Below are 19874 nucleotides of genomic sequence, written 5' to 3' on the forward strand. Positions count from 1 at the left end.
AGGAGCCGGCAAGCCGGCTCCTTGCCTGATTACCAATCTATCGAATAGGTCAGGCTCAAGGTACGGCCTTCGGCGTTGGGGAATGGCGCTTTGGCGTTGGCCTGGGCGAACAGGTTGACGTACGTGCGGTTGGTCAGGTTGTACACCCCGCCTTCCAGACGACCGACCGGCAAGTACACGGAGCCGAGCAGGTCCACCAGCGTATAGCCTTCGATGTCGCGCCCGTTGTTGTCCTTGGCGGCAGCGTCGTAACTGGCCAGGTGCATGCCTTGCAGGCGCAGGCTGTAGTCATCTTCGGTGTAGCCGACGAACAGCGTGGTTTTGGCTGGTGAAATACGTGTCGCCGGCAGATCGATCCATTTCCCGTTCTGCTGGGTCTCGCCCTTGGCCCAGGCATAGGTACCACCTACCGACCAGTGATCGGTCGCGCGGTAGGTCAGGCTGTTTTCGATGCCGCGAACCCGCTCCTTCTGATTGATCAGACGCAAGACACGGTTATTGGCATCGTAGAACTGGGTCACGTCCGAGGTGTTTTCATAGACGGTGACGTCGGCCTGCCACTGGTCCCAGTCACCGCGCCAGCCCAGCTCGTAGCTGTCGACCTTGATGGCCTGGGCGTTGAGGCTCTGGATGTCGAAGGTGCTGCTCACGTCACGCAAGAAGCGCTGGATGTCCGGCAGCGAAAACCCCTGGCTGTAATTGGCGAAGACGTCCTGATGCTCACTCAGGTGATAGACCGCGCCCAGGTTATAGAGCGTGGCGTCGTATTTGAGGGTGTCCCCGGGCAGGATGGCGCGTACGCCGGTCTGCACGATCTGGCCATAAGCGATGCTGTCGGAGACCTCGCTTTCGATCCATTCGCGGCGCACACCGCCGCGCAAGGTCCAGTCACCGATGTCCCAGGACATCTGCCCGAACAGCGCCTTGGTGGTGGTTTCGATATCCGGGCCCATCTCGTAAGTGGTGCCGGTCTTGGTGTAGGTCAGCCCATTGAGGGTGTATTGGTCACCGCGTTGGCGGGAGCGTTCGTGATCATAGTCGGCGCCCCAGACCAGGTTGCCTGTGGCGTTGCCGATGGCCGGCAACGGCGTGTCGATGGCCGCACGCAGGCCGTAGACATCCTGCACGCTGTTGTTGTCGGCGATCCCGGCCTTGCCCCGCGACAGGTCCGGGAAGAACAGCGCGTCGGCCCGGCGCCAGTAGCTTTCCAGTTGCAGGCCCTGGCCGTAGAAGTCGTTGTCGGAGTAGTTGAGGTTGGCCGCCTGGTTATGGGTGTAGGGCTGGTCGTCGAGTTTCAGTCCCTTGACCGCCACGGCCTCTTGCAGGTTTTTCGGGTCTTTTGTGTAGCCAGTGTCCTGCTGGTCCTTGTAGTCCTGCAGCGACAGGCTGAGTTTTTTGTCGGCATCCAGTTCATAACCGAAACGACCTTGCAGGTCATAGGTTTCGGTGTCCATGTTGCTGCCCTGGGAGGTGTCCTGAGGGATGCGATTGCCGTTGCCATCGAACTGATCGTTGCGCTGGGTCAGGTCGGCGGACACGTACCAGTCCAGGGCATCCTTGCGCCCGGTCGCACTCTGAAAGGCCTCGTAGGCGAAACCCTTGCTGTTGAGGTTGTTGCCGCTGGTCAGGCCCAGTTTGCTGCTGTAGGCAAGGTCCTGACCCTGATTGCGCTTGGTGATGATGTTGATGATGCCGCCCGATGCTCCGGCACCATAAATGCTGCTGGCGCCGGAAACCACCTCGATGCGTTCGATACTGGCCGGTGCGATGCTGTTGAGCTGGCGGAAGTTGTCACGCGTGGCGTTCTGCGACACGCCGTCGATCAACACCAGCATGTTGCGCCCGCGCAGGGTCTGGCCGAAGTTGCTCATCCCGCCGCTGGACGGCGCCAGGCCGGGAACCAGTTGCCCCAGAATGTCGGAGACCCGACGCCCCGCGCCACTCTGTTGGCGGATCTGTTGTTCGTCGATCACCTGGACCGAGCCTGGAATCGAGGCAATGGTCGCTTCGCTGCGCGTCGCGGAAACGACGGTGGCCTGCATGTTCAATGTGCCGGGTTGCTGTTCGGTGTCCTCGGCCCAGGTCTGGACGCTGACGGAGCCGAGCAGTGGAATCAACAGGGAAAGTTTGGTTCGGGTCATGAGTTGGTCTTTTTTTTAGTCGTGATAAGTGTGGGTAGATACGATTGCGGGGCCGGGTGTGGCGGTGAACGAGCGCACCCAGCGGATCCCGATGGCGGCCAGTGCGTAGGTCAACGCCACCAGCCAGAAACTGTGGGCCAGCCCGACCAGCCCCATGCCGATCCCGCCGAGGACGGTACCGAGCAGGGCGCCAGCCTTGGCCGCGCTGTTGCCCAGGCCGAGGGCAAAACCCTGCTGGCTTGAGGGCACGGTGTTGGCGATCAGTGCATAGGCAACGGGAAGCAATGCGCCTTGCCAGATGCCCCAGACCAGCCGGCTGACGAGAAAACCCAGCCATTCGTTGGCCAGTGCCGTGGCCGCCAGTGTCAGGGCGCAGAGCCAGGCAACGCCTTCGATGACACGCAAGGTGTAGGCCGGCTGCCAGCGGTCGAACAGACGCCCCCACAGCGGTGCGCAAATGGCCAGGGTCGCGGCGCTCGCCGCGTAAGTGGCACCGATCAGCCAGCCTGGCGCGCGCAGAATGTCGGCGACGTACAGCGCGTAGAAGGGTTGCGGCATCATCTTCGCGGCTTGAATCAGCACGATCACCAGCAGGATTCCCCCGAGCCAGCCTTTCGGCAGGGCCACCGGCGCCACCGGTTTCTTCGTCGAGGCTCGTGCCTTGTCGGCCGGCAGGAAAAAGCTCCCCAGTGCACACAGCAGGCAAATCGCCATCGCGCCATGACAGAGCAGGGCAAACCCCGAGATGTCCATCAACCAGCCGCCCAGTATCGGGCCGATCAACGAGCCGACGGCAGTCGCCGATTGCAGACGGGCCAGGGTGTGACCGCGCCGGGAACTGTCGCAGCAGGCCAGGGCATAGGCTTGCGCGGCGGCGAGAAACCCGGCCAATGCGCCTTGCATCACGCGAATGCCCACCAGCAGCCACGGGTCGAGGGTAATAGCCGCCAGCCCCTGGCACAGTGCAAGTGCCAGCAACGCCCGAACGATCATCGGCTTGTGCCCGGTGCGATCACCCAGCCGCCCCCACGCGGGCGTCAGCAGCATGGCCGCGAGCATCGGGCCGGCATAGACCAGCGCCGAAAGCAGCGCGGTGTAGCCGGCACCCTCTGGACCAAGCAGATGCTGGATCTGCAATGGCCAGAACGGGCCGCTCATTTCCATGGCACCCATGGAGACAAACTGGATGACGATCAGCAGCCGCAACGCACGGCCATCAGCGAGCATCGGCGTTGGTTCGCAGCGGATTGCTCAGGCGACCGACGATGTCGGCATGGCTGTCGTGCAAGCGCATGCGCATGAACGATTTGGCCGGCCAATCCTGTTCCAGCAGGGCCTGACGCTCGCTTGCCCAGCGTGCCGGTTCGACGTGCTCGCGCACGCTCTCGAAGCACTGTTCAACGTGCCTGGCCAAGCACTCCCAAAGGATGTTTTCCGGCACATTCCAGTGGCGGGCGCAGAGCAACGTCAACTCACCGAGGTGGCACATGAACGTGGTGTGCAGGAGCTTGTCGCGGACAAAACCGGCGTCGTCGTACAGGGTCATTTTCGGATCGTGCAGCTGGATATCCAGACCCTTGGCGTGCAGGGTTTGGCGATCGATGCGAATGTCACCGAAGTCACGCAGTAACAACCGATTCAACTGTCCGTCAGCACCCATCACCATGAAGCTGTTTTGCTGGTGCGCTTCGAACGCCACGCCATACATCAGGTAGATGCCCAGCAGGCTCGGGACGGCAATCGCCAGGTAATCATCGAAGAACGCCAGCATGGCCTCGCTGTCGTCACGGCCCTGAGCCAGTTGCACCCAGTCACGCAGCAACGGCTGTTCGAATTCGTTGACGGCGAACAGGCTGCCGACCGGCACGGCCAGTTCGCCTTTTTGCAGCAGTGTCAGCGGGTTGTCGCGGTACAGCACGGCGGCATGCCGGGACCGTTCGTCATTGGCCGGTTGTGGCGCGTAATGCACGCCGATGCGCTCCGGCACGATGTTCAGCAGGCGCTGAATCTGCGGTTCATGATCGAGAATCTGCAGTATCAATTGGCTGATGCGCGGTCCCATCCGGGCCGAGCGCGGCGACACGGTGCGCTGCACGCTGGTCAGGCGCAAGGCCACTGGCAGCTTGACCATCGGCGCAACGCGGCTGGCCTCTGGTACGACTGTGCGGAAGGACATGGTCGGGTGGCCAGTGAAGGCAACGATGTCGGTGACGATCAGCAGGTTGTCGGCGATCTCGTTGGCGAACGAATCGGGCAATTCTTCATTGGCTTGCCATGGGTGCGACGGCAGCGGGAGGTAGTCCGTTACCTCCAGGTCCCGTTGCCGCAGATGGTGCTGCAATTGTTCGGCGGCCTGCGGGAAATGGCCCTGCCACCAGTCCCAGTAATCGGCGGTGCCGGCCAGTGATTCGACATGTGCGTACTGACGGTGCAGGGCGCACAGCACAATCGGAAAACTCGCTTCGAATTCCGGCGAGAAAGCGATGACCTGCGCAGCGCTCAAGCCCAGTTTGGTCTTGTAGTTCGGATGCCAGGGGTGGCCGAGCGTGCCCCACTGTTCGAGCAATGACGTCGGGTTCTGGTGGTCGGGGCTGGCTTTGAGCCAGGCAAGCAGATTGTCGTCGTGCTCGGTGTCGATCTGCTCTCTCAGGCGCTCGGTCCATCCATGGTGGAACGCCAGGCACAGGGTGTCGTTGCTGTAGCTGTCGTCCAGCTCGCGGGCCAGACGTTCCAGTACCTGCGGGGAGGCGGGCGGATTGAGCCGAGTGCTGAGGTGCGCGAGCAGTTCGCTGGGCAACTGGATTTTGTGGGGCAGGCTGTCGGGGGTGTGCAGGACGATGCTGCCGCGCACATCCCAGCTGTTCATTCTGCCGCCCGACAGGTGATCGAAGCAAAGCTGCGCACCGTCGCCAAGCGGCAGCCAGCAACGACTGTTGTCGTCGTATTCGCAGGCGTCGGAGTTGATCAGACCTTCGCGAAACAGCGCCTGGATCAGGCGTTGGAAGCAGCGCTGGGCGGCGGGTTCCAGGGCATTGCTCAAATGGTCGAGGGTGATGCGGTGGGACTGGAAGGCAGGAGTGCCGAGGGCTTCACTCCAGTGCGAAAGCAATAGCTGCTGTTTTTGCGTGTAAGCGCGCATCAAGTCCGACTCCTTCAGGACAGTGGTTTAGCTGAATGCGCGCAGAGAATACCTTTTAAAAACAATAATGCAAATGATAGTGATTATTATTAGTGCTGTAGGAATCTCCCTTCAGAGGCTGGTCAGGGGGTTGCTCAAAATCATGTAGTGCTCGCCCACCTTCTGCGCATAGTGCTCCACTACGCGCTGGCACAACGTCACGATCTCCTCGCCCCACTCAACGCCCACCCGCCATGACACCACTACCTGCAAGTCGGGTGGTCGCTGATCGATGTCCAGCAAGGTCAGTTCGCCGCGCGCCAATTCCTCGGCCACCAGCACCGGTGGCAAGGCGCCGATACCGAAGCCATCGCGCAACAAGCGGGTAATCGCCGACACCGAATTCACGCAATTGAGCCGCGGCGCCAAAACGCCATTGGCCTGCATCAGGGCGAGCACTTCCTGATGCGGATGGGAGTTTTTCGAGTAGGTGATGATCCGCTCATTCGCCAGATCGGCGACGCCGGAATACTCGCGGTTGTACAGGGAATTGCTGGCGACGATCCAGCCCATGGGGTGGCTGGCCAGTTCCAGGCTGCGCACGCTTTCCTGACGCAGCAGGTCGGTCTGCAGGATTACATCGAGAAAGCCTTTTTGCAGCTGATCGCAGAGGTTGAGCGAGGTGTCGGCCACCAGTTCGATTTCCACCAGCGGGTAGTGATCGGTCATCTGCGCCACCAACGGGCTGAGCCAGGTATGGATCACCGTGTCCATCACGCCGATGCGCACCCGTCCGGCCTTGCTCGAACGGGTCTCGATCGACTGCTTGAGTGCCTGCATGGTGTCCATCATCTGCTCGGCGTAATCGAGCACTTTGAGGCCTTCGGGCGTCAGGCTCACGCCGCGCGAATCACGCAGGAACAGCTTGACCCCGAGCTCGCCTTCAAGCACGGCGATGCGGCTGGAGATCGAGGCCTGAGTGGTGAAGAGCTTGTCGGCGGTCAGGCGGAAACTCTTGAGTCGGGCAACCCAGACAAAGGTCTCGAGAAACTTCAGGTTCATGGGATAAAGATTTCTTATGTCTAAGGCGGGTTTTTATTAGTTGGACGCAACAGGGGCGCGCATCCAAGAATCGACGCATCCGGTTCCCACGATAGGCGTCGTCGGGGCTCAGAACAATACCAATAAAATCAGCGCGGAGATTTGCCATGAGTGCGCCCGACACCACTGCCATTCCGAAAGCCTCGGCCCGCCCGGGACCTTTCGACTGGTATCGCAACATCAATCAGCAGGAGCGCCGCACCTTCTGGAGCTGCAAGATCGGCTATGGCCTGGACGGCATGGACACCCAGATGCTCAGCTTCGTGGTGCCGACCCTGATCGCCATGTGGGGCATCACCACCGGTCAAGCCGGGCTGATTCATACCAGTACGCTGATCGCTTCGGCCATCGGTGGTTGGGTGGCAGGGATTCTGTCCGACCGCATTGGTCGTGTACGCACCTTGCAACTGACGGTGTTGTGGTTTGCCTTCTTCACCTTTCTCTGCGGCTTTGCCCAGAGCTACGAGCAACTGCTGATCGCACGGACCCTGATGGGCTTCGGTTTCGGCGGCGAGTGGACGGCCGGCGCGGTACTGATCGGTGAAGTCATTCGGGCCCAGGATCGCGGCAAGGCGGTTGGCATGGTGCAGTCCGGTTGGGCGCTAGGTTGGGGGCTGACCGCGATTCTGTATGCGTTGCTGTTCTCGGTATTGCCTCCGGAAGACGCCTGGCGTGCGCTGTTCATCCTCGGCATCGTGCCGGCAATCTTCGTGATCTTCGTCCGCCGCCTGGTCAAGGATCCGGAAATCTATCGACAAGCCAAAGCCAGGCAGGAGCCGAGCAACCCGTCGAAGTTCTACGAGATCTTCGCCCCCGGCATGCTCTTCACCACGATTCGCGCTTCGTTGCTGACCACCGGCGCGCTGGGCGGTTACTACGCGATCACGTCCTGGCTACCGACCTTTCTGAAAAACGAGCGGGGCTTGAGCGTCCTCAATACCAGTGGTTATCTGGCGATGGTGATCGTCGGTTCCTACGTCGGTTATGTCATCAGCGCCTATCTGACCGACATCCTCGGACGCAAAAAGAACTTCATCCTGTTCGCCGTCGGCTCGTTCACCATTGTGTTGCTGTACACGCAAATGCCGGTCAGCAACGGCGTGATGCTGTGGCTGGGCTTTCCGCTGGGCTTCTTTGCCTCGGGGATCTTCAGTGGCATGGGCGCGTTCCTGACTGAGTTGTTCCCCACGCGCATTCGCGGTTCGGGCCAGGGCTTTTGCTACAACATCGGCCGGGCACTGGCGGCGTTGTTCCCGCTGTTGATCGGCTTGCTCAGCCAGACCGTGCCGCTGAGCGTAGGCATCGGTGCCTTTGCGGCAGTTTCCTATGGCGTGGTGATCCTCGCGGCCCTGAGCCTGCCGGAAACCCGCGGCAAGCAACTCGACGCCCAGTAACTGATAACCTGCGGGCGTGTCTTACAGATATGTCCCGCAGCAAAAAAGAATAAAGCCTACAGGAGTGTTCCGCGTGAGCCGCCTGCTATTGAACTGCGACATCGGCGAGAGTTTCGGCAGCTGGACCATGGGTCTGGACGCAGAAATCATGCCCTTCATCGATTGCGCCAACATCGCCTGCGGTTTTCACGCCGGCGACCCGAGCGTCATGCGCAAGACCGTCAGCCTGGCCCTCAGCCACGGTGTGCAAGTTGGTGCACATCCGGCCTATCAGGATCTGGTGGGGTTTGGCCGCCGTTCCATGGCGTATGCCACCCAGGAACTGCAAGACATTCTGCATTACCAGATCGGCGCCCTCGACGGCATCTGCCGGGCTCAGGGCGGCCGGGTCAGTTACGTCAAGCCCCATGGCGCGATGTACAACGACATGATGGCCAACCCGGTGCAATTGCGCGCCGTCTTGCAAGCAGTGGCGGCCTACGACCGCAATTTGCCATTAATGCTGATGGCGACCAAAGACAACAGCGCCGCCCAACAAATGGGCGATGAATACGGCGTGACGCTGTGGTTCGAGGCCTTCGCCGATCGGGCTTACGACAACGCCGGCAGGCTGGTCTCGCGCCAATTGCCGGGAGCGGTGCATCACGATCCGGAAAGGATCATCGAGCAGGCACTGACCATTGCCCGTGGCGGTCAGCTCACCGCCAGCGATGGCAGCGCCCTGCATTTGCAAGCCAATACCCTTTGCGTGCACGGCGACAACGCCAGTTCCGTCGCAGCCGTGCAACGCATCCGTGAAGCCTTGAACCGGCAGAGCGCATCATGAAGCTGCGGGTGGAAGTGGTGGCGCTGGATTGCCTGATGGTGCGCCTGTTCGATGAAATTGCCGAAGCCAACATGCCATGGATGCTGGCGGCCAGTGAAAGTCTGCGCGCGGCATTCGGGGCGCATCTGATCGACCTGGTGCCGTCCTACACCACATTGATGGTGCATTACGACTTGACCGCACTGAGTCCCGCCCAGGCCCGGGAATTGATTGCCCTGGCGTTGATCGATCTGTCGCCCAATGCGCGTACTCGCGGTACCTGTCATGTGTTGCCGGTGTGGTACGACTCGAGCGTCGGGCCGGAGCTGAACCTGTTGTCGCAGCGCAGCGGATTGGCGGTGGAGGAGGTGATCCGTCGTCACAGCCAGCGTGAGTACCAGGTGTTCGCCCTGGGTTTTGCGCCGGGTTTCGCCTTCATGGGGCTGGTGGAAGAGGTGCTCGCCGCGCCGCGTCTGAGCACGCCGCGCAAGAAAGTCGCCGCCGGCAGTGTCGGCATCGCCGAACGGCAGACGGCGGCTTATCCGGTCGTTTCGCCGGGCGGCTGGAACCTGATTGGCCGCACGCCGGCCAGGTTGTTCGATCGCAACCGCGACGGCTATAGCCTGATGCAACCCGGCGATACCGTCCGGTTCGAAGCAGTCGGCCATGCCGAGTTCATTAACCTGGGCGGTGACGATACGCCACTGGAGGCCCTGGCATGAGCCGTCTGACGATTGAAGCGAGCACAGCGCTGTGCCTGTTGCAGGATGCCGGTCGATTCGGCGTGCGGCATCTGGGTGTGACCCAGGGTGGAGCGGCCGATTGGCGATCGATGTCCTGGGCCAACTGGCTGTTGGGCAACGGACTGGATGCGCCGGTGATCGAAATCACCCTCGGCGGGTTCACCGTCGTTGCCGAGGAAGAATGTGTGCTGGCCTTGGCTGGAGCGGATCTTGGCGCGCAGGTGGACGGCGAGGCGCTGGCACCGTGGCGCAGTTTCAGGCTGCATAAAGGACAGCGTTTGCAATTCACTCAACCATTGCTCGGTGCCCGGGCCTATCTGGCGGCACCGGGTGGGTTTGATGCACCGAAAGTGCTGGGCAGCAGTGCGACGGTGATTCGTGAGGAACTCGGCGGCCTGGACGGAATGGGTCATGCGCTGGGTAAAGGTGCGTCATTGAGCTATTCGGGCAATTCGGTGATGTTGCTGCGGGAAATGACCGCAGACCAGCGGCCGGACCTGAACCTCGATACTCCGTTGGACCTGGTCCTCGGTGCACAGATCGGTGAATTCAGCGGGCAGAGCCTGTTCGATGCGTTCAACAGCGCGTGGAGCCTCGACAGCCGTGCCGACCGAATGGGTATTCGCCTGTTGGGTCCGGCGTTGCAGTACCAGGGCAAGCCGATGATTTCCGAAGGCATCCCGTTGGGGGCCGTGCAGGTGCCGCCGGACGGGCAGCCGATCGTACTGCTCAATGATCGGCAGACCATTGGCGGTTATCCGCGTCTGGGAGCGTTGACGCCGCTGGCGCTGGCGCGGCTGGCGCAATGTTTGCCGGGGGCGCAGGTTCGACTAAAACCAGTTGTGCAAGAGGTCGCTCATCGAGAGCAAATCGAGTATTTGCGCCGATTTTCAGACCGCTAAAAGCTTCGCGAGCAGGCTCGCTCCCACATAGGTTCTTTGTCGTACATAAGACCCTGTGGGAGCGAGCCTGCTCGCGAAGGCGGCATTACAGACAACAAAAATCTTTACTTGGAAAGAAACCGCATCCCTTCCTCAAGCCCCCGCAACGTCAGCGGATACATCTGATCCTCGATCAAATCCCGAACGATATTGGTCGACGACGTATAGCCCCAGGTATCTTTCGGATACGGGTTGATCCAGATGAGTTTCTTGTATTTCTCCTTGAACCGCTGCATCCACACGTAACCGGCTTCTTCGTTCCAGTGCTCGACGCTGCCGCCCGGCTGGGTGATTTCGTAGGGCGCCATGGCGGCGTCGCCGATGAAGATCACTTTGTAGTCGGCGCCGTACTTGTGCAGCAGGTCCATGGTCGAGGTGCGCTCGGAGGTGCGGCGCATGTTGTTCTTCCACACCGATTCATAAATGAAGTTGTGGAAGTAGAAGTACTCCAGATGCTTGAACTCGGTCTTGCAGGCCGAGAACAACTCCTCGCAAATCTTCACGTGGGCGTCCATCGAGCCGCCGATGTCGAACAGCAGCAATAGCTTGACGGTGTTACGCCGTTCCGGCCGCATCTGGATGTTCAGCAACCCCGCATCCTTGGCGGTGTGATCGATGGTGCCATCGATGTCCAGCTCTTCCGCCGCACCCTGACGGGCGAACTTGCGCAGGCGGCGCAGGGCGACCTTGATGTTGCGGGTGCCGAGCTCGACCGAATCGTCGAGGTTCTTGTATTCGCGCTGGTCCCAGACCTTGGCCGCCTTGCCCTGGCGCTTGCCGGCGTCGCCGACCCGAATGCCTTCCGGGTTGAACCCCCCGGAACCGAACGGGCTGGTACCACCGGTGCCGATCCACTTGTTGCCACCGGCATGGCGCTCCTTCTGTTCTTCGAGGCGTTTCTTGAACTCTTCGATCAGCTTGTCCAGGCCGCCGAGGGACTGGATCGCTGCCCGCTCTTCATCGGTCAGCGAGCGTTCGAACTCTTTGCGCAACCAGTCTTCGGGAATCAGCGCCTGCAGGTGGTCGTCGAGTTTTTCCAGGCCATTGAAGTAGGCTCCGAACGCCCGGTCGAACTTGTCGAAATGCTTTTCGTCCTTCACCAGGATCGTCCGGGACAGGTAATAGAACTCGTCCATGTCGGCGAAGGTCACGCGCTGTTTCAGCGCGTTGATCAGGTCCAGCAGCTCTCGCACCGAGACCGGTACCTTGGCTGCGCGCATTTCATTGAACAGGTTGAGCAGCATGGCATCAGCCTCTTAGCGGGTGCCGCGACGGCTCATGAACGCCAGACGCTCCAGCAGTTGCACGTCCTGTTCGTTTTTCACCAGCGCACCGGCCAGCGGCGGGATGGCCTTGGTCGGATCGCGTTCGCGCAGCACCGCTTCGCCGATGTTGTCGGCCATCAGCAATTTCAGCCAGTCCACCAGCTCGGAGGTCGAAGGCTTTTTCTTCAGGCCCGGTACCTTGCGCACGTCGAAGAACACGTCCAGCGCTTCGCTGACCAGGTCTTTCTTGATGTTCGGGTAGTGCACGTCGACGATCCGCTGCATCGTGGTGCGATCCGGGAACGCGATGTAGTGGAAGAAGCAGCGGCGCAGGAATGCGTCCGGCAGCTCTTTCTCGTTGTTGGAGGTAATGATGATGATCGGGCGCTTCTTGGCCTTGATGGTCTCGTCGATCTCGTAAACGTAGAACTCCATCTTGTCGAGTTCTTGCAGCAGGTCGTTGGGGAATTCGATGTCGGCCTTGTCGATTTCGTCAATCAGCAGGATCACCCGTTCTTCGGATTCGAAGGCTTCCCAGAGCTTGCCCTTCTTCAGGTAGTTGCGAACGTCGTGGACCTTTTCCGTGCCCAGCTGCGAATCGCGCAGGCGGCTGACCGCGTCGTACTCGTACAGGCCCTGGTGAGCCTTGGTGGTGGACTTGATGTGCCAGGTAATCAGCTTGGCGCCAAAGGAGTCGGCCAGTTGCTCGGCGAGCATGGTCTTGCCGGTGCCCGGTTCGCCCTTGACCAGCAGCGGCCGCTCCAGGGTGATGGCGGCGTTGACCGCCAGCTTCAGGTCATCGGTGGCGACGTAGGCCTGGGTGCCTTCGAACTTCATCTGCTAATCCTCGAACGGTAACGCCGACCTGAACGCGGCAGGGCGGGGGCGCAATAAAAGAGTCAGCCCCGACTATAACGCGGTGCCCGGTCGACTGTGAACGCAGACGGCGTATTCAGTCTCTGAATGGAGCGTCACATCTTGACTCAGTCTCGGCTGTTGGCCAGTATATTTGTATCGCCATATTGGCGATAGCATGCCGGGCATGTCTACCAAATACCGATTTCGAGATACGTATCGCATTCAGTTGCGCGAAAAGGATCATCCACCGCCGCACGTTCATCTGACGGGTGGCGGGCTGGACGTCATGCTGAGCCTGGAAACTGTCGAAGTGATGGTGGGCAAGGCGCCGCCGCTGATTCTCAGGGAAGCTCTGGACTGGGTCAGAGCCCACCAGACTCAATCGCTGGAGAACTGGAAACGATGCTACTCATGAAACGACCACGGCTATCGGCAGTGCAAGCGTTGGCGGATTATCGTCTGGCGCTGACGTTTATCGATGGTCAGCAACTGATTCTCGATTTGAGCCGCGACCTGCATGCCTATCCAGGTCTCCAGCCCTTGCTGGGAGTCGCCTTTGACCATGCAGCGCTGGGTGACGATGGCTGGAGTGTCGAATGGCCTGAACTTGATATCCAGATTGGTGCGGACACTCTCTACCTGGATGCCTTGGCGCAAAATGCTGCCGACGAAAACACCCGAATCTTTATTGATTGGCGTGCGCGCACCGGGTTATCGCTTCATCAGGCGGCTGAAGCACTGGGGGTCAGTACCCGCAGCATCACCCGATATAGCAGTGGTCGCGAAAAGGTGCCGCGGTCGTTAGCCTTGGCCTGCCTGGGTTGGGACTTCCTGCAACAGCAATCGAATTCGCCCCGTGCGGCAGAAGACACTGGCCGGTACACCGTCACACGCAAAAATTAACCTGCATCCGGCTTCGTTCCAAAGCCATTGATTTCACTGATAAGCGGGCGTCCGACCTGACTGGACGCCTGCGGGCAAGAGGCTTACCTTGATGCCCTATTTCAATGCTGTCGTTAAGGACCCAGCCATGAGCCGCATTTTCGCTGACAACGCCCACTCCATCGGCAACACGCCGCTGGTGCAGATCAATCGCATTGCGCCGCGTGGTGTGACCATCCTAGCCAAGATCGAAGGGCGCAATCCCGGTTACTCGGTCAAGTGCCGGATCGGCGCGAACATGATCTGGGATGCCGAGAGCAGTGGCAAACTCAAGCCGGGCATGACCATCGTCGAACCTACCTCGGGCAATACCGGTATCGGCCTGGCCTTCGTGGCCGCCGCCCGGGGCTACAAACTGATGCTGACCATGCCGGCGTCCATGAGTATCGAGCGCCGCAAGGTGCTCAAGGCATTGGGTGCCGAACTGGTATTGACCGAGCCGGCCAAAGGCATGAAGGGGGCCATCGAGAAAGCCGGTGAAATTGTTGCCGGCGACCCGTCGAAGTACTTCATGCCGGCTCAATTCGACAATCCGGCCAACCCGGCCATCCACGAAAAAACCACCGGCCCGGAAATCTGGAACGATACCGACGGCGCGGTCGACGTGCTGGTGGCAGGCGTCGGAACCGGTGGAACCATCACCGGAGTTTCACGGTATATCAAGAATACCCAGGGCAAGCCGATACTCTCGGTGGCAGTGGAGCCGGCGGTGTCGCCGGTGATCACCCAGGCCCTGGCCGGTGAAGAAATCAAGCCGAGCCCGCACAAGATCCAGGGCATCGGTGCCGGTTTTGTGCCGAAGAACCTCGATTTGTCGATGGTCGATCGGGTGGAGTTGGTCAGCGACGAAGAGTCCAAGGCCATGGCCTTGCGTCTGATGCAGGAAGAAGGGATTTTGTCCGGGATCTCTTGCGGCGCTGCCATGGCAGTCGCCGTTCGGCTGGCGGAGACCCCGGAAATGCAGGGCAAGACCATCGTCGTGATCCTGCCGGATTCCGGTGAGCGTTACCTGTCGAGCATGCTGTTCAGTGATCTGTTCACCGACCAGGAGAATCAGCAGTAAACGCTGAACATTGGCGGATCGTGGCCGGCGCTGATGGTTGAGGCGTCATCGCTGGTTGCGATCAATTGAACAGGGCCGGTTGATGATTGATCTGCATCAGCCCGCGTTCAGGCGTCTTATGCTAGGAAATGTTTTGTTGCACATTCATTAACATTGAATGTTGAAAAGTGTAGGTTTTTCATCTGGTCGGTAGTGTTTATCATGTCAGCAGCCATGTCGGGCAATGGACGTGGCGCATGTGTCGCTTATCTTCAAAGGAGTTGTTGATGACCTTATCGTTTGCCGCGAAGGCCTCGTTGTTGCTGCTGTTTCTCGGCAGCACCCTCTATGTGCATTTACGCGGCAAGGCGCGTTTGCCGGTTTTGCGCCAGTTCGTGAACCATTCGGCACTGTTCGCCCCCTATAACGCCTTGATGTACCTGTTTTCCGGCGTGCCTTCGAAACCGTATCTGGATCGCACGAAGTTCCCGGAACTGGATGTGCTCAAGGACAACTGGGAAGTGATTCGCGACGAAGCGATGCACTTGTTCGACGAGGGGTATATCCGTGCGGCGGCAAAGAACAACGACGCCGGTTTTGGCTCGTTCTTCAAGAAGGGCTGGAAGCGTTTCTACCTCAAGTGGTATGACAAACCGCTGCCGTCTGCCGCGGCCTTGTGCCCGAGAACCGTGGAGTTGGTCAGCAGTATTCCCAACGTCAAAGGCGCCATGTTTGCGCTGCTGCCGGGCGGCAGCCATCTCAACCCGCATCGCGATCCGTTTGCCGGTTCCTTGCGTTATCACTTGGGTCTTTCCACCCCGAACTCTGATGATTGCCGCATCTTTGTCGACGGGCAGGTTTACGCCTGGCGCGATGGCGAGGACGTGATGTTCGACGAGACCTACGTGCACTGGGTCAAGAATGAAACGGAAAAGACCCGGGTCATCCTGTTCTGCGATATCGAGCGTCCACTGAGCAATCGCTTCATGACCCGCATCAATCGCAGTATCAGCGCCTGGCTGGGTCGTGCCACCGCTCCTCAGAACCTGGACGACGAACGTGTGGGCGGGATCAACCAGGCCTATGCCTGGAGCAAGAATTCCAGCGATAAATTCAGTGGTATGGTCAAGCAATGGAAGCGGCGCAATCCCAAGGCCTACCGTGTACTACGCCCGGTACTGGCGGTGGCAGTGCTGACGTTGTTGGGGTATTGGCTGTTTGGCTGACATGCGCTCCTGGAAACAAAAAAACCGTTCGTTGTGAGCGGTTTTTTTATGGCTCTTCACGGAATCCAGCCCCCCAAAAAAACTGCGCAATGCGGACTCTGCCGACTGTCATGACTGGCCTTTTGGCCAAGTCGTTGCAATCCATGTCGAACGCTGGTTATAGTCGGCGCACGGTGAGTTTCGGACTCACTTCTCTATCCCTCGAGCAAAGATCAGCCCAATGCCTGCATCCCACATCAACGCGGTAGTCGATTCAGCGGTCAACGCTGGCGTCGTGCCGTGCGGGAATCAGCAGCCCGGGCAGATCAGTCATTACCCCCCTCCTGTCAGTCGCACGCCAGTGTGCGCGGTGGTCTCACCGCCAGGCGTTGGCATTTCGGGCTGATCAGCCGCTTTCTGCTGTTCCCCTGCCTGCCTGAACAAAACGACTGAATTTCAGCTTCGGCTGAGTTGGCTTTTTGCCTGACTACAGGTGGTCTTCATGTTTGTCCTTTCGAAAAAGTCCGCGCTCGCGGCGGCGTCCACGAGCCTGTTCGTTCTGCTGTGGAGCAGCGGGGCGATTTTCTCCAAATGGGGGCTGGCCCATGCGTCGCCCTTCGCCTTCCTGATGTTCCGTTTCGTCATCGCGCTCTGCGGCCTGGTGTTGCTGGTGCCGTTGCTCAAGCTGAAGTTGCCCAAGGGCGGCAAACCGATGCTGTATGCGATGGCCACCGGGGTGGTGTTGCTGGGGGCTTATCAGATTTTCTATCTGCTGGCCCTCGACCTCAAGGTCACGCCCGGAGTGATGGCGACCATCATGGGCGTGCAGCCGATCCTCACTGTGGTGTTGATGGAGCGTCAACGCTCCTGGAGCCGGATGTTCGGTCTGGCCCTGGGGCTGAGCGGATTGATCATGGTGGTCTATCAGGGCATCGGACTGGCCGGGATGTCGCTGGCCGGGATGCTGTTCGGTTTGCTCGCGCTGGCGAGCATGACGTTCGGATCGATCATGCAGAAACGCATCACCGACAATCCCCTCGGTACGCTGCCGGTGCAGTACCTCGCGGGGCTGTTGTTGTGCGGGTTTTTCGTCCCTTTCCAGCCGTTTCACTTCGAACACGGCAGCGGTTTCATCCTGCCGGTGCTGTGGATGGGGTTGGTGGTGTCGGTGCTGGCGACGTTGTTGCTGTACCGCTTGATCGCCCGGGGCAATCTGGTGAACGTCACCAGCCTGTTTTACCTGGTGCCAGCGGTAACGGCGGTGATGGACTATCTGATCTTCGGCAATCGCCTGGCGATGTTGAGCCTGTTCGGCATGCTGTTGATTATCGTCGGTCTGGTATTCGTCTTCCGTAAAACCGCGTAATCGCGCGCAAGCCCGCTCCCACAGTGATTCGAGTCGTCCACCAACTCTGTGTTTAACGCTTGAACCTGTGGGAGCGGGCTTGCCCGCGAAGGCGTTATAAGCAGCACTATAAAACTATCGGTCAGCCACCAAACCCGGTTTCACGGCAGCCGGCTTCAACACCAACCACAACGCCACTGCAATCAACATCCCGCCATAGATATGCGCCATCGACAGCGGTTCATCGAGAAACATAGCCCCCCACAACACCCCGAATGGCGGGATCATGAAGGTCACGGTCGACGACTTTACCGGGCCGATCGAGCTGAGCAGCCGGAAGTAAATGATGTAGGCAAACGCGGTACACACCAGCCCCAGTCCCAGCAGCGACAACCAGACCTTCCATCCACCCCAGCTCGCTGGTGGCTGGCTGATCACGCTGTAGCCGAACAACGGCAATACGAACAGGGTCGCGCCCAGCATGCTGCCCAGCGCTGACAGTCGACTGTCCAGCCCACCCGCCTGATCGAGCCAGCGCCGGGCGAGAAACCCGGAAAAACCGTAGCAAGTGGTGGCGAGCAGGCAGGCGAGGGCGCCCATCAGCAGTTGCATGTCGAATGCCACCGGACCGGCGCGGGTCAGGACGCCGACGCCGAGCAGCCCGAGGAAAACCCCACCGAGCTTGGCGGCGGTGAGCCTTTCACTGAAAAACAGGCCACCGATCAGCACGCCCATCAGTGGCGTGGTGGCATTGAAAATCGCGGAATAACCGGCAGGCAGCACCAGTGCCGCGACGCTGTAGAGCGTTGCCGGCAAGCCCGAGTTGAGCACGCCGAGCAGCATCACGGTCTTGAGCTTGCCCTTGAAGTCCCAGCGGACACGCAGCAGGCCGAGTATCACCACCAACCCGACAGCGGCAATCGAGACGCGGAAAAAAGCTGTGGGAACGGTGCCAATCACCGGGGCGATGATCCGCATGAACAGGAAGCTCGCACCCCAGATAGCTGCCAGTGACAGCATCCGAACAATATCGACAGGGCTCACGGTGTACTCCTTCCTTGTTGGGGACGTGAGTGTTGCCGAGCGCCTTGAGTCTGGCAACCGAAAACCGGGCATTGAACTCTTCAGGGCGTCGATGACGCGGCGGCCGGAAAATTACGCTTCTCCTGCACCCGGTTCACTGGCTAAGCTCAAGCCTTCCGAATTCCCGCAGAGGTCTCAACATGCCGCAGCAATGGCCAGCCGCCGACATCGCCCGCTTGATCCTCGATGGCTTTGACGATTACCGCGAGCATTTTCGCCAGATAACCGACGGCGCCCGGGCCCGTTTCGAGCAGGCCCTGTGGCAAGAGACGCAATCGGCGTCGGCGGCACGAATCAATCTGTACGAAGAAAAAGTCGCTGAAACGGTGGAGCGACTTCGCACTGCCTTTGACGCCGACACGCTGGACGTCAGCTGCTGGCCGCTGGTCAAAAGCGCCTACATCAGCCTGATCGACCTGCGCTTCGACGATGAACTGTCCGAGACCTGGTACAACTCGATCTTCTGCGGGTTGTTCAGCCATGACCTGATCAGCGACGGCTGCATGTTCATCCACACCACCCGGCCGAGCCTGCGCCGTGCCCGGGCCGCGCAAACCCGCACCTACAAGCCGCAAGGCCAATTGTCGGCAATGCTCGCGAGCATTTTCGCCGACTACCGCTTCAGCGAAGAATACGCCGACCTGCCCGGGGATCTGCGCCGCCTCGAAGCGCAACTGCGCGAGAACCTGCCGGATTGGGTGTGCAAGGACCCGGAGTTGAGCGTCGAGCTGTTTTCCTCGGTGCTGTACCGCAATAAAGGCGCGTACCTGGTGGGGCGCATCTATACCGCCGACGAGCAATGGCCACTGGCAATTCCATTGCTGCACCTCGAAGGGCGCGGCATCCAGATCGATGCGCTGATCACCGACGAGGCGGACGTGTCGATCATTTTCTCCTTCACCCGCTCGTATTTCATGGTGGATGTGCCGGTGCCGGCGGAGTTTATCGGCTTCCTGCGGCGGATCCTGCCGGGCAAGCACATTGCCGAGCTGTACACCTCCATCGGCTTCTACAAGCACGGCAAGTCGGAGTTCTACCGGGCCCTGATCAATCACCTGGCCAACACCGACGACCAGTTCATCATGGCCCCCGGTGTGCGCGGCATGGTCATGAGCGTGTTCACGCTGCCGGGTTTCAACACCGTGTTCAAAATCATCAAGGACCGTTTCTCGCCGTCGAAAAACGTCGACCGCGCCACGGTGATCGAAAAGTACCGTCTGGTGAAGAGCGTCGACCGGGTCGGGCGCATGGCCGATACCCAGGAGTTCGCCGATTTTCGTTTCCCGCTGAGCAAGTTCGACCCGGCGTGCCTGGAGGAGCTTCTGGAAGTCGCGCCGTCCACGGTGTCGGTGGAAGACGACACCGTGCTGATCCGTCACTGCTGGACCGAGCGACGCATGACCCCGCTGAACCTCTACCTGGAAAACGCCAACGAGGCGCAGGTGCGCGAGGCCCTGGAGGACTACGGGCTGGCGATCAAGCAACTGGCGGCGGCCAACATCTTTCCCGGCGACATGCTGTTGAAGAATTTCGGCGTTACCCGTCATGGCCGGGTGGTGTTCTACGACTACGACGAAATCTGCTTTCTTACCGAGGCCAACTTCCGGCACATCCCGCAACCACGTACCCCGGAAGACGAAATGGCTTCCGAACCCTGGTATTCGATCGGGCCGCTGGACGTATTCCCGGAAGAGTTTCCGCCGTTCCTGTTTGCCGATTCGGGGCAGCGCCGGTTGTTCGACCAGCTGCATGGCGAGTTGTACAACGCCGATTACTGGAAGAGCCTGCAAGAGGCGATTCGGGCGGGGAAGGTGATCGATGTGTTCCCGTATCGGCGCAAGGGCCTCGATAGCGAGTAGCACCGGTACGCATCCCTTGTAGGAGCGAGCTT

At 60.2% G+C, this 19874-nt stretch carries 17 protein-coding genes; 10 read left to right on the forward strand and 7 right to left on the reverse strand.

The genetic code is table 11. The features are described 5' to 3' along the window. Positions 1-29: 29 nt before the first annotated feature. From ACEN8E_RS06710 to ACEN8E_RS06725, 4 genes are all read right to left on the reverse strand, one after another. Entirely contained in the window at positions 30-2141 is a 2112-nt protein-coding gene (locus ACEN8E_RS06710) for a TonB-dependent receptor (RefSeq protein WP_495591932.1), read from the reverse strand. Between the two features lie 15 nt (positions 2142-2156). Next, the gene (locus ACEN8E_RS06715; RefSeq protein WP_495591933.1) at positions 2157-3368 is read right to left on the reverse strand and encodes an MFS transporter; all 1212 of its coding nucleotides are present in this window, start codon (positions 3366-3368) and stop codon (positions 2157-2159) included. Beyond that, positions 3358-5280 carry an IucA/IucC family protein gene (locus ACEN8E_RS06720; RefSeq protein WP_495591934.1) on the reverse strand — a complete coding sequence of 641 codons (1923 nt, stop codon included), beginning with the start codon at positions 5278-5280 and terminating at the stop codon, positions 3358-3360. Before ACEN8E_RS06720 ends, ACEN8E_RS06715 begins: the two co-directional genes overlap by 11 nt. A gap of 111 nt (positions 5281-5391) precedes the next feature. Further along, positions 5392-6321, reverse strand: coding sequence for a LysR family transcriptional regulator (locus tag ACEN8E_RS06725; protein WP_495591935.1), 930 nt, complete (start codon positions 6319-6321; stop codon positions 5392-5394). 146 nt (positions 6322-6467) lie between these two features. Here ACEN8E_RS06725 and ACEN8E_RS06730 point away from each other — a divergent pair, with 146 nt between their 5' ends. From ACEN8E_RS06730 to ACEN8E_RS06745, 4 genes are all read left to right on the forward strand, one after another. Further along, on the forward strand, positions 6468-7754 hold the full coding sequence (locus tag ACEN8E_RS06730) for an MFS transporter (RefSeq protein ID WP_495591936.1): 1287 nt from the start codon (positions 6468-6470) through the stop codon (positions 7752-7754). A 73-nt stretch (positions 7755-7827) separates the two neighbouring features. Then, positions 7828-8580 carry a 5-oxoprolinase subunit PxpA gene (locus ACEN8E_RS06735; protein ID WP_495591937.1) on the forward strand — a complete coding sequence of 251 codons (753 nt, stop codon included), beginning with the start codon at positions 7828-7830 and terminating at the stop codon, positions 8578-8580. After that, the gene (gene pxpB, locus ACEN8E_RS06740; protein WP_495591938.1) at positions 8577-9281 is read left to right on the forward strand and encodes a 5-oxoprolinase subunit PxpB; all 705 of its coding nucleotides are present in this window, start codon (positions 8577-8579) and stop codon (positions 9279-9281) included. The genes ACEN8E_RS06735 and pxpB overlap by 4 nt, the downstream gene beginning before the upstream one ends. Next, positions 9278-10204 (forward strand): 5-oxoprolinase subunit C family protein, encoded by a 927-nt coding sequence (locus tag ACEN8E_RS06745; RefSeq protein WP_495591939.1) that lies wholly within the window; start codon positions 9278-9280, stop codon positions 10202-10204. The genes pxpB and ACEN8E_RS06745 overlap by 4 nt, the downstream gene beginning before the upstream one ends. Before the next feature lie 104 nt (positions 10205-10308). On the opposite strand, the gene ACEN8E_RS06750 is transcribed toward ACEN8E_RS06745, so the two are convergent. Together ACEN8E_RS06750 and ACEN8E_RS06755 are read right to left on the reverse strand one after the other, a co-directional pair. Next, positions 10309-11487, reverse strand: coding sequence for a vWA domain-containing protein (locus ACEN8E_RS06750; RefSeq protein WP_150673544.1), 1179 nt, complete (start codon positions 11485-11487; stop codon positions 10309-10311). Positions 11488-11499: 12 nt separating this feature from the next. Next, positions 11500-12345 (reverse strand): AAA family ATPase, encoded by an 846-nt coding sequence (locus ACEN8E_RS06755; RefSeq protein ID WP_495591940.1) that lies wholly within the window; start codon positions 12343-12345, stop codon positions 11500-11502. A gap of 205 nt (positions 12346-12550) precedes the next feature. Here ACEN8E_RS06755 and ACEN8E_RS06760 point away from each other — a divergent pair, with 205 nt between their 5' ends. From ACEN8E_RS06760 to ACEN8E_RS06780, 5 genes are all read left to right on the forward strand, one after another. Next, entirely contained in the window at positions 12551-12781 is a 231-nt protein-coding gene (locus ACEN8E_RS06760; protein ID WP_495591941.1) for a DUF4160 domain-containing protein, read from the forward strand. After that, a complete protein-coding gene (locus tag ACEN8E_RS06765; RefSeq protein ID WP_495591942.1) occupies positions 12769-13269 on the forward strand; it encodes a DUF2442 domain-containing protein in 501 nt (166 codons plus the stop codon). Before ACEN8E_RS06760 ends, ACEN8E_RS06765 begins: the two co-directional genes overlap by 13 nt. Before the next feature lie 127 nt (positions 13270-13396). Next, complete coding sequence (gene cysK, locus ACEN8E_RS06770) at positions 13397-14371, forward strand: cysteine synthase A (protein ID WP_495591943.1); 975 nt, start codon at positions 13397-13399, stop codon at positions 14369-14371. A 266-nt stretch (positions 14372-14637) separates the two neighbouring features. Then, positions 14638-15576, forward strand: a complete 939-nt coding sequence (locus ACEN8E_RS06775) for an aspartyl/asparaginyl beta-hydroxylase domain-containing protein (protein WP_495591944.1) — start codon at positions 14638-14640, stop codon at positions 15574-15576. A gap of 481 nt (positions 15577-16057) precedes the next feature. Then, positions 16058-16921 carry a DMT family transporter gene (locus ACEN8E_RS06780; protein WP_495591945.1) on the forward strand — a complete coding sequence of 288 codons (864 nt, stop codon included), beginning with the start codon at positions 16058-16060 and terminating at the stop codon, positions 16919-16921. Between the two features lie 114 nt (positions 16922-17035). Here the strand turns inward: ACEN8E_RS06780 and ACEN8E_RS06785 are convergent, their stop codons facing one another. Further along, complete coding sequence (locus tag ACEN8E_RS06785) at positions 17036-17944, reverse strand: DMT family transporter (RefSeq protein ID WP_495591946.1); 909 nt, start codon at positions 17942-17944, stop codon at positions 17036-17038. Between the two features lie 179 nt (positions 17945-18123). Here ACEN8E_RS06785 and aceK point away from each other — a divergent pair, with 179 nt between their 5' ends. Beyond that, positions 18124-19842: a bifunctional isocitrate dehydrogenase kinase/phosphatase gene (gene aceK, locus ACEN8E_RS06790; RefSeq protein ID WP_495591947.1), complete on the forward strand. Its 1719-nt coding sequence runs from the start codon at positions 18124-18126 to the stop codon at positions 19840-19842. The last annotated feature ends 32 nt before the right edge of the window (positions 19843-19874 follow it).

The sequence above is a fragment of the Pseudomonas sp. Pseusp9 genome (assembly GCF_059491265.1).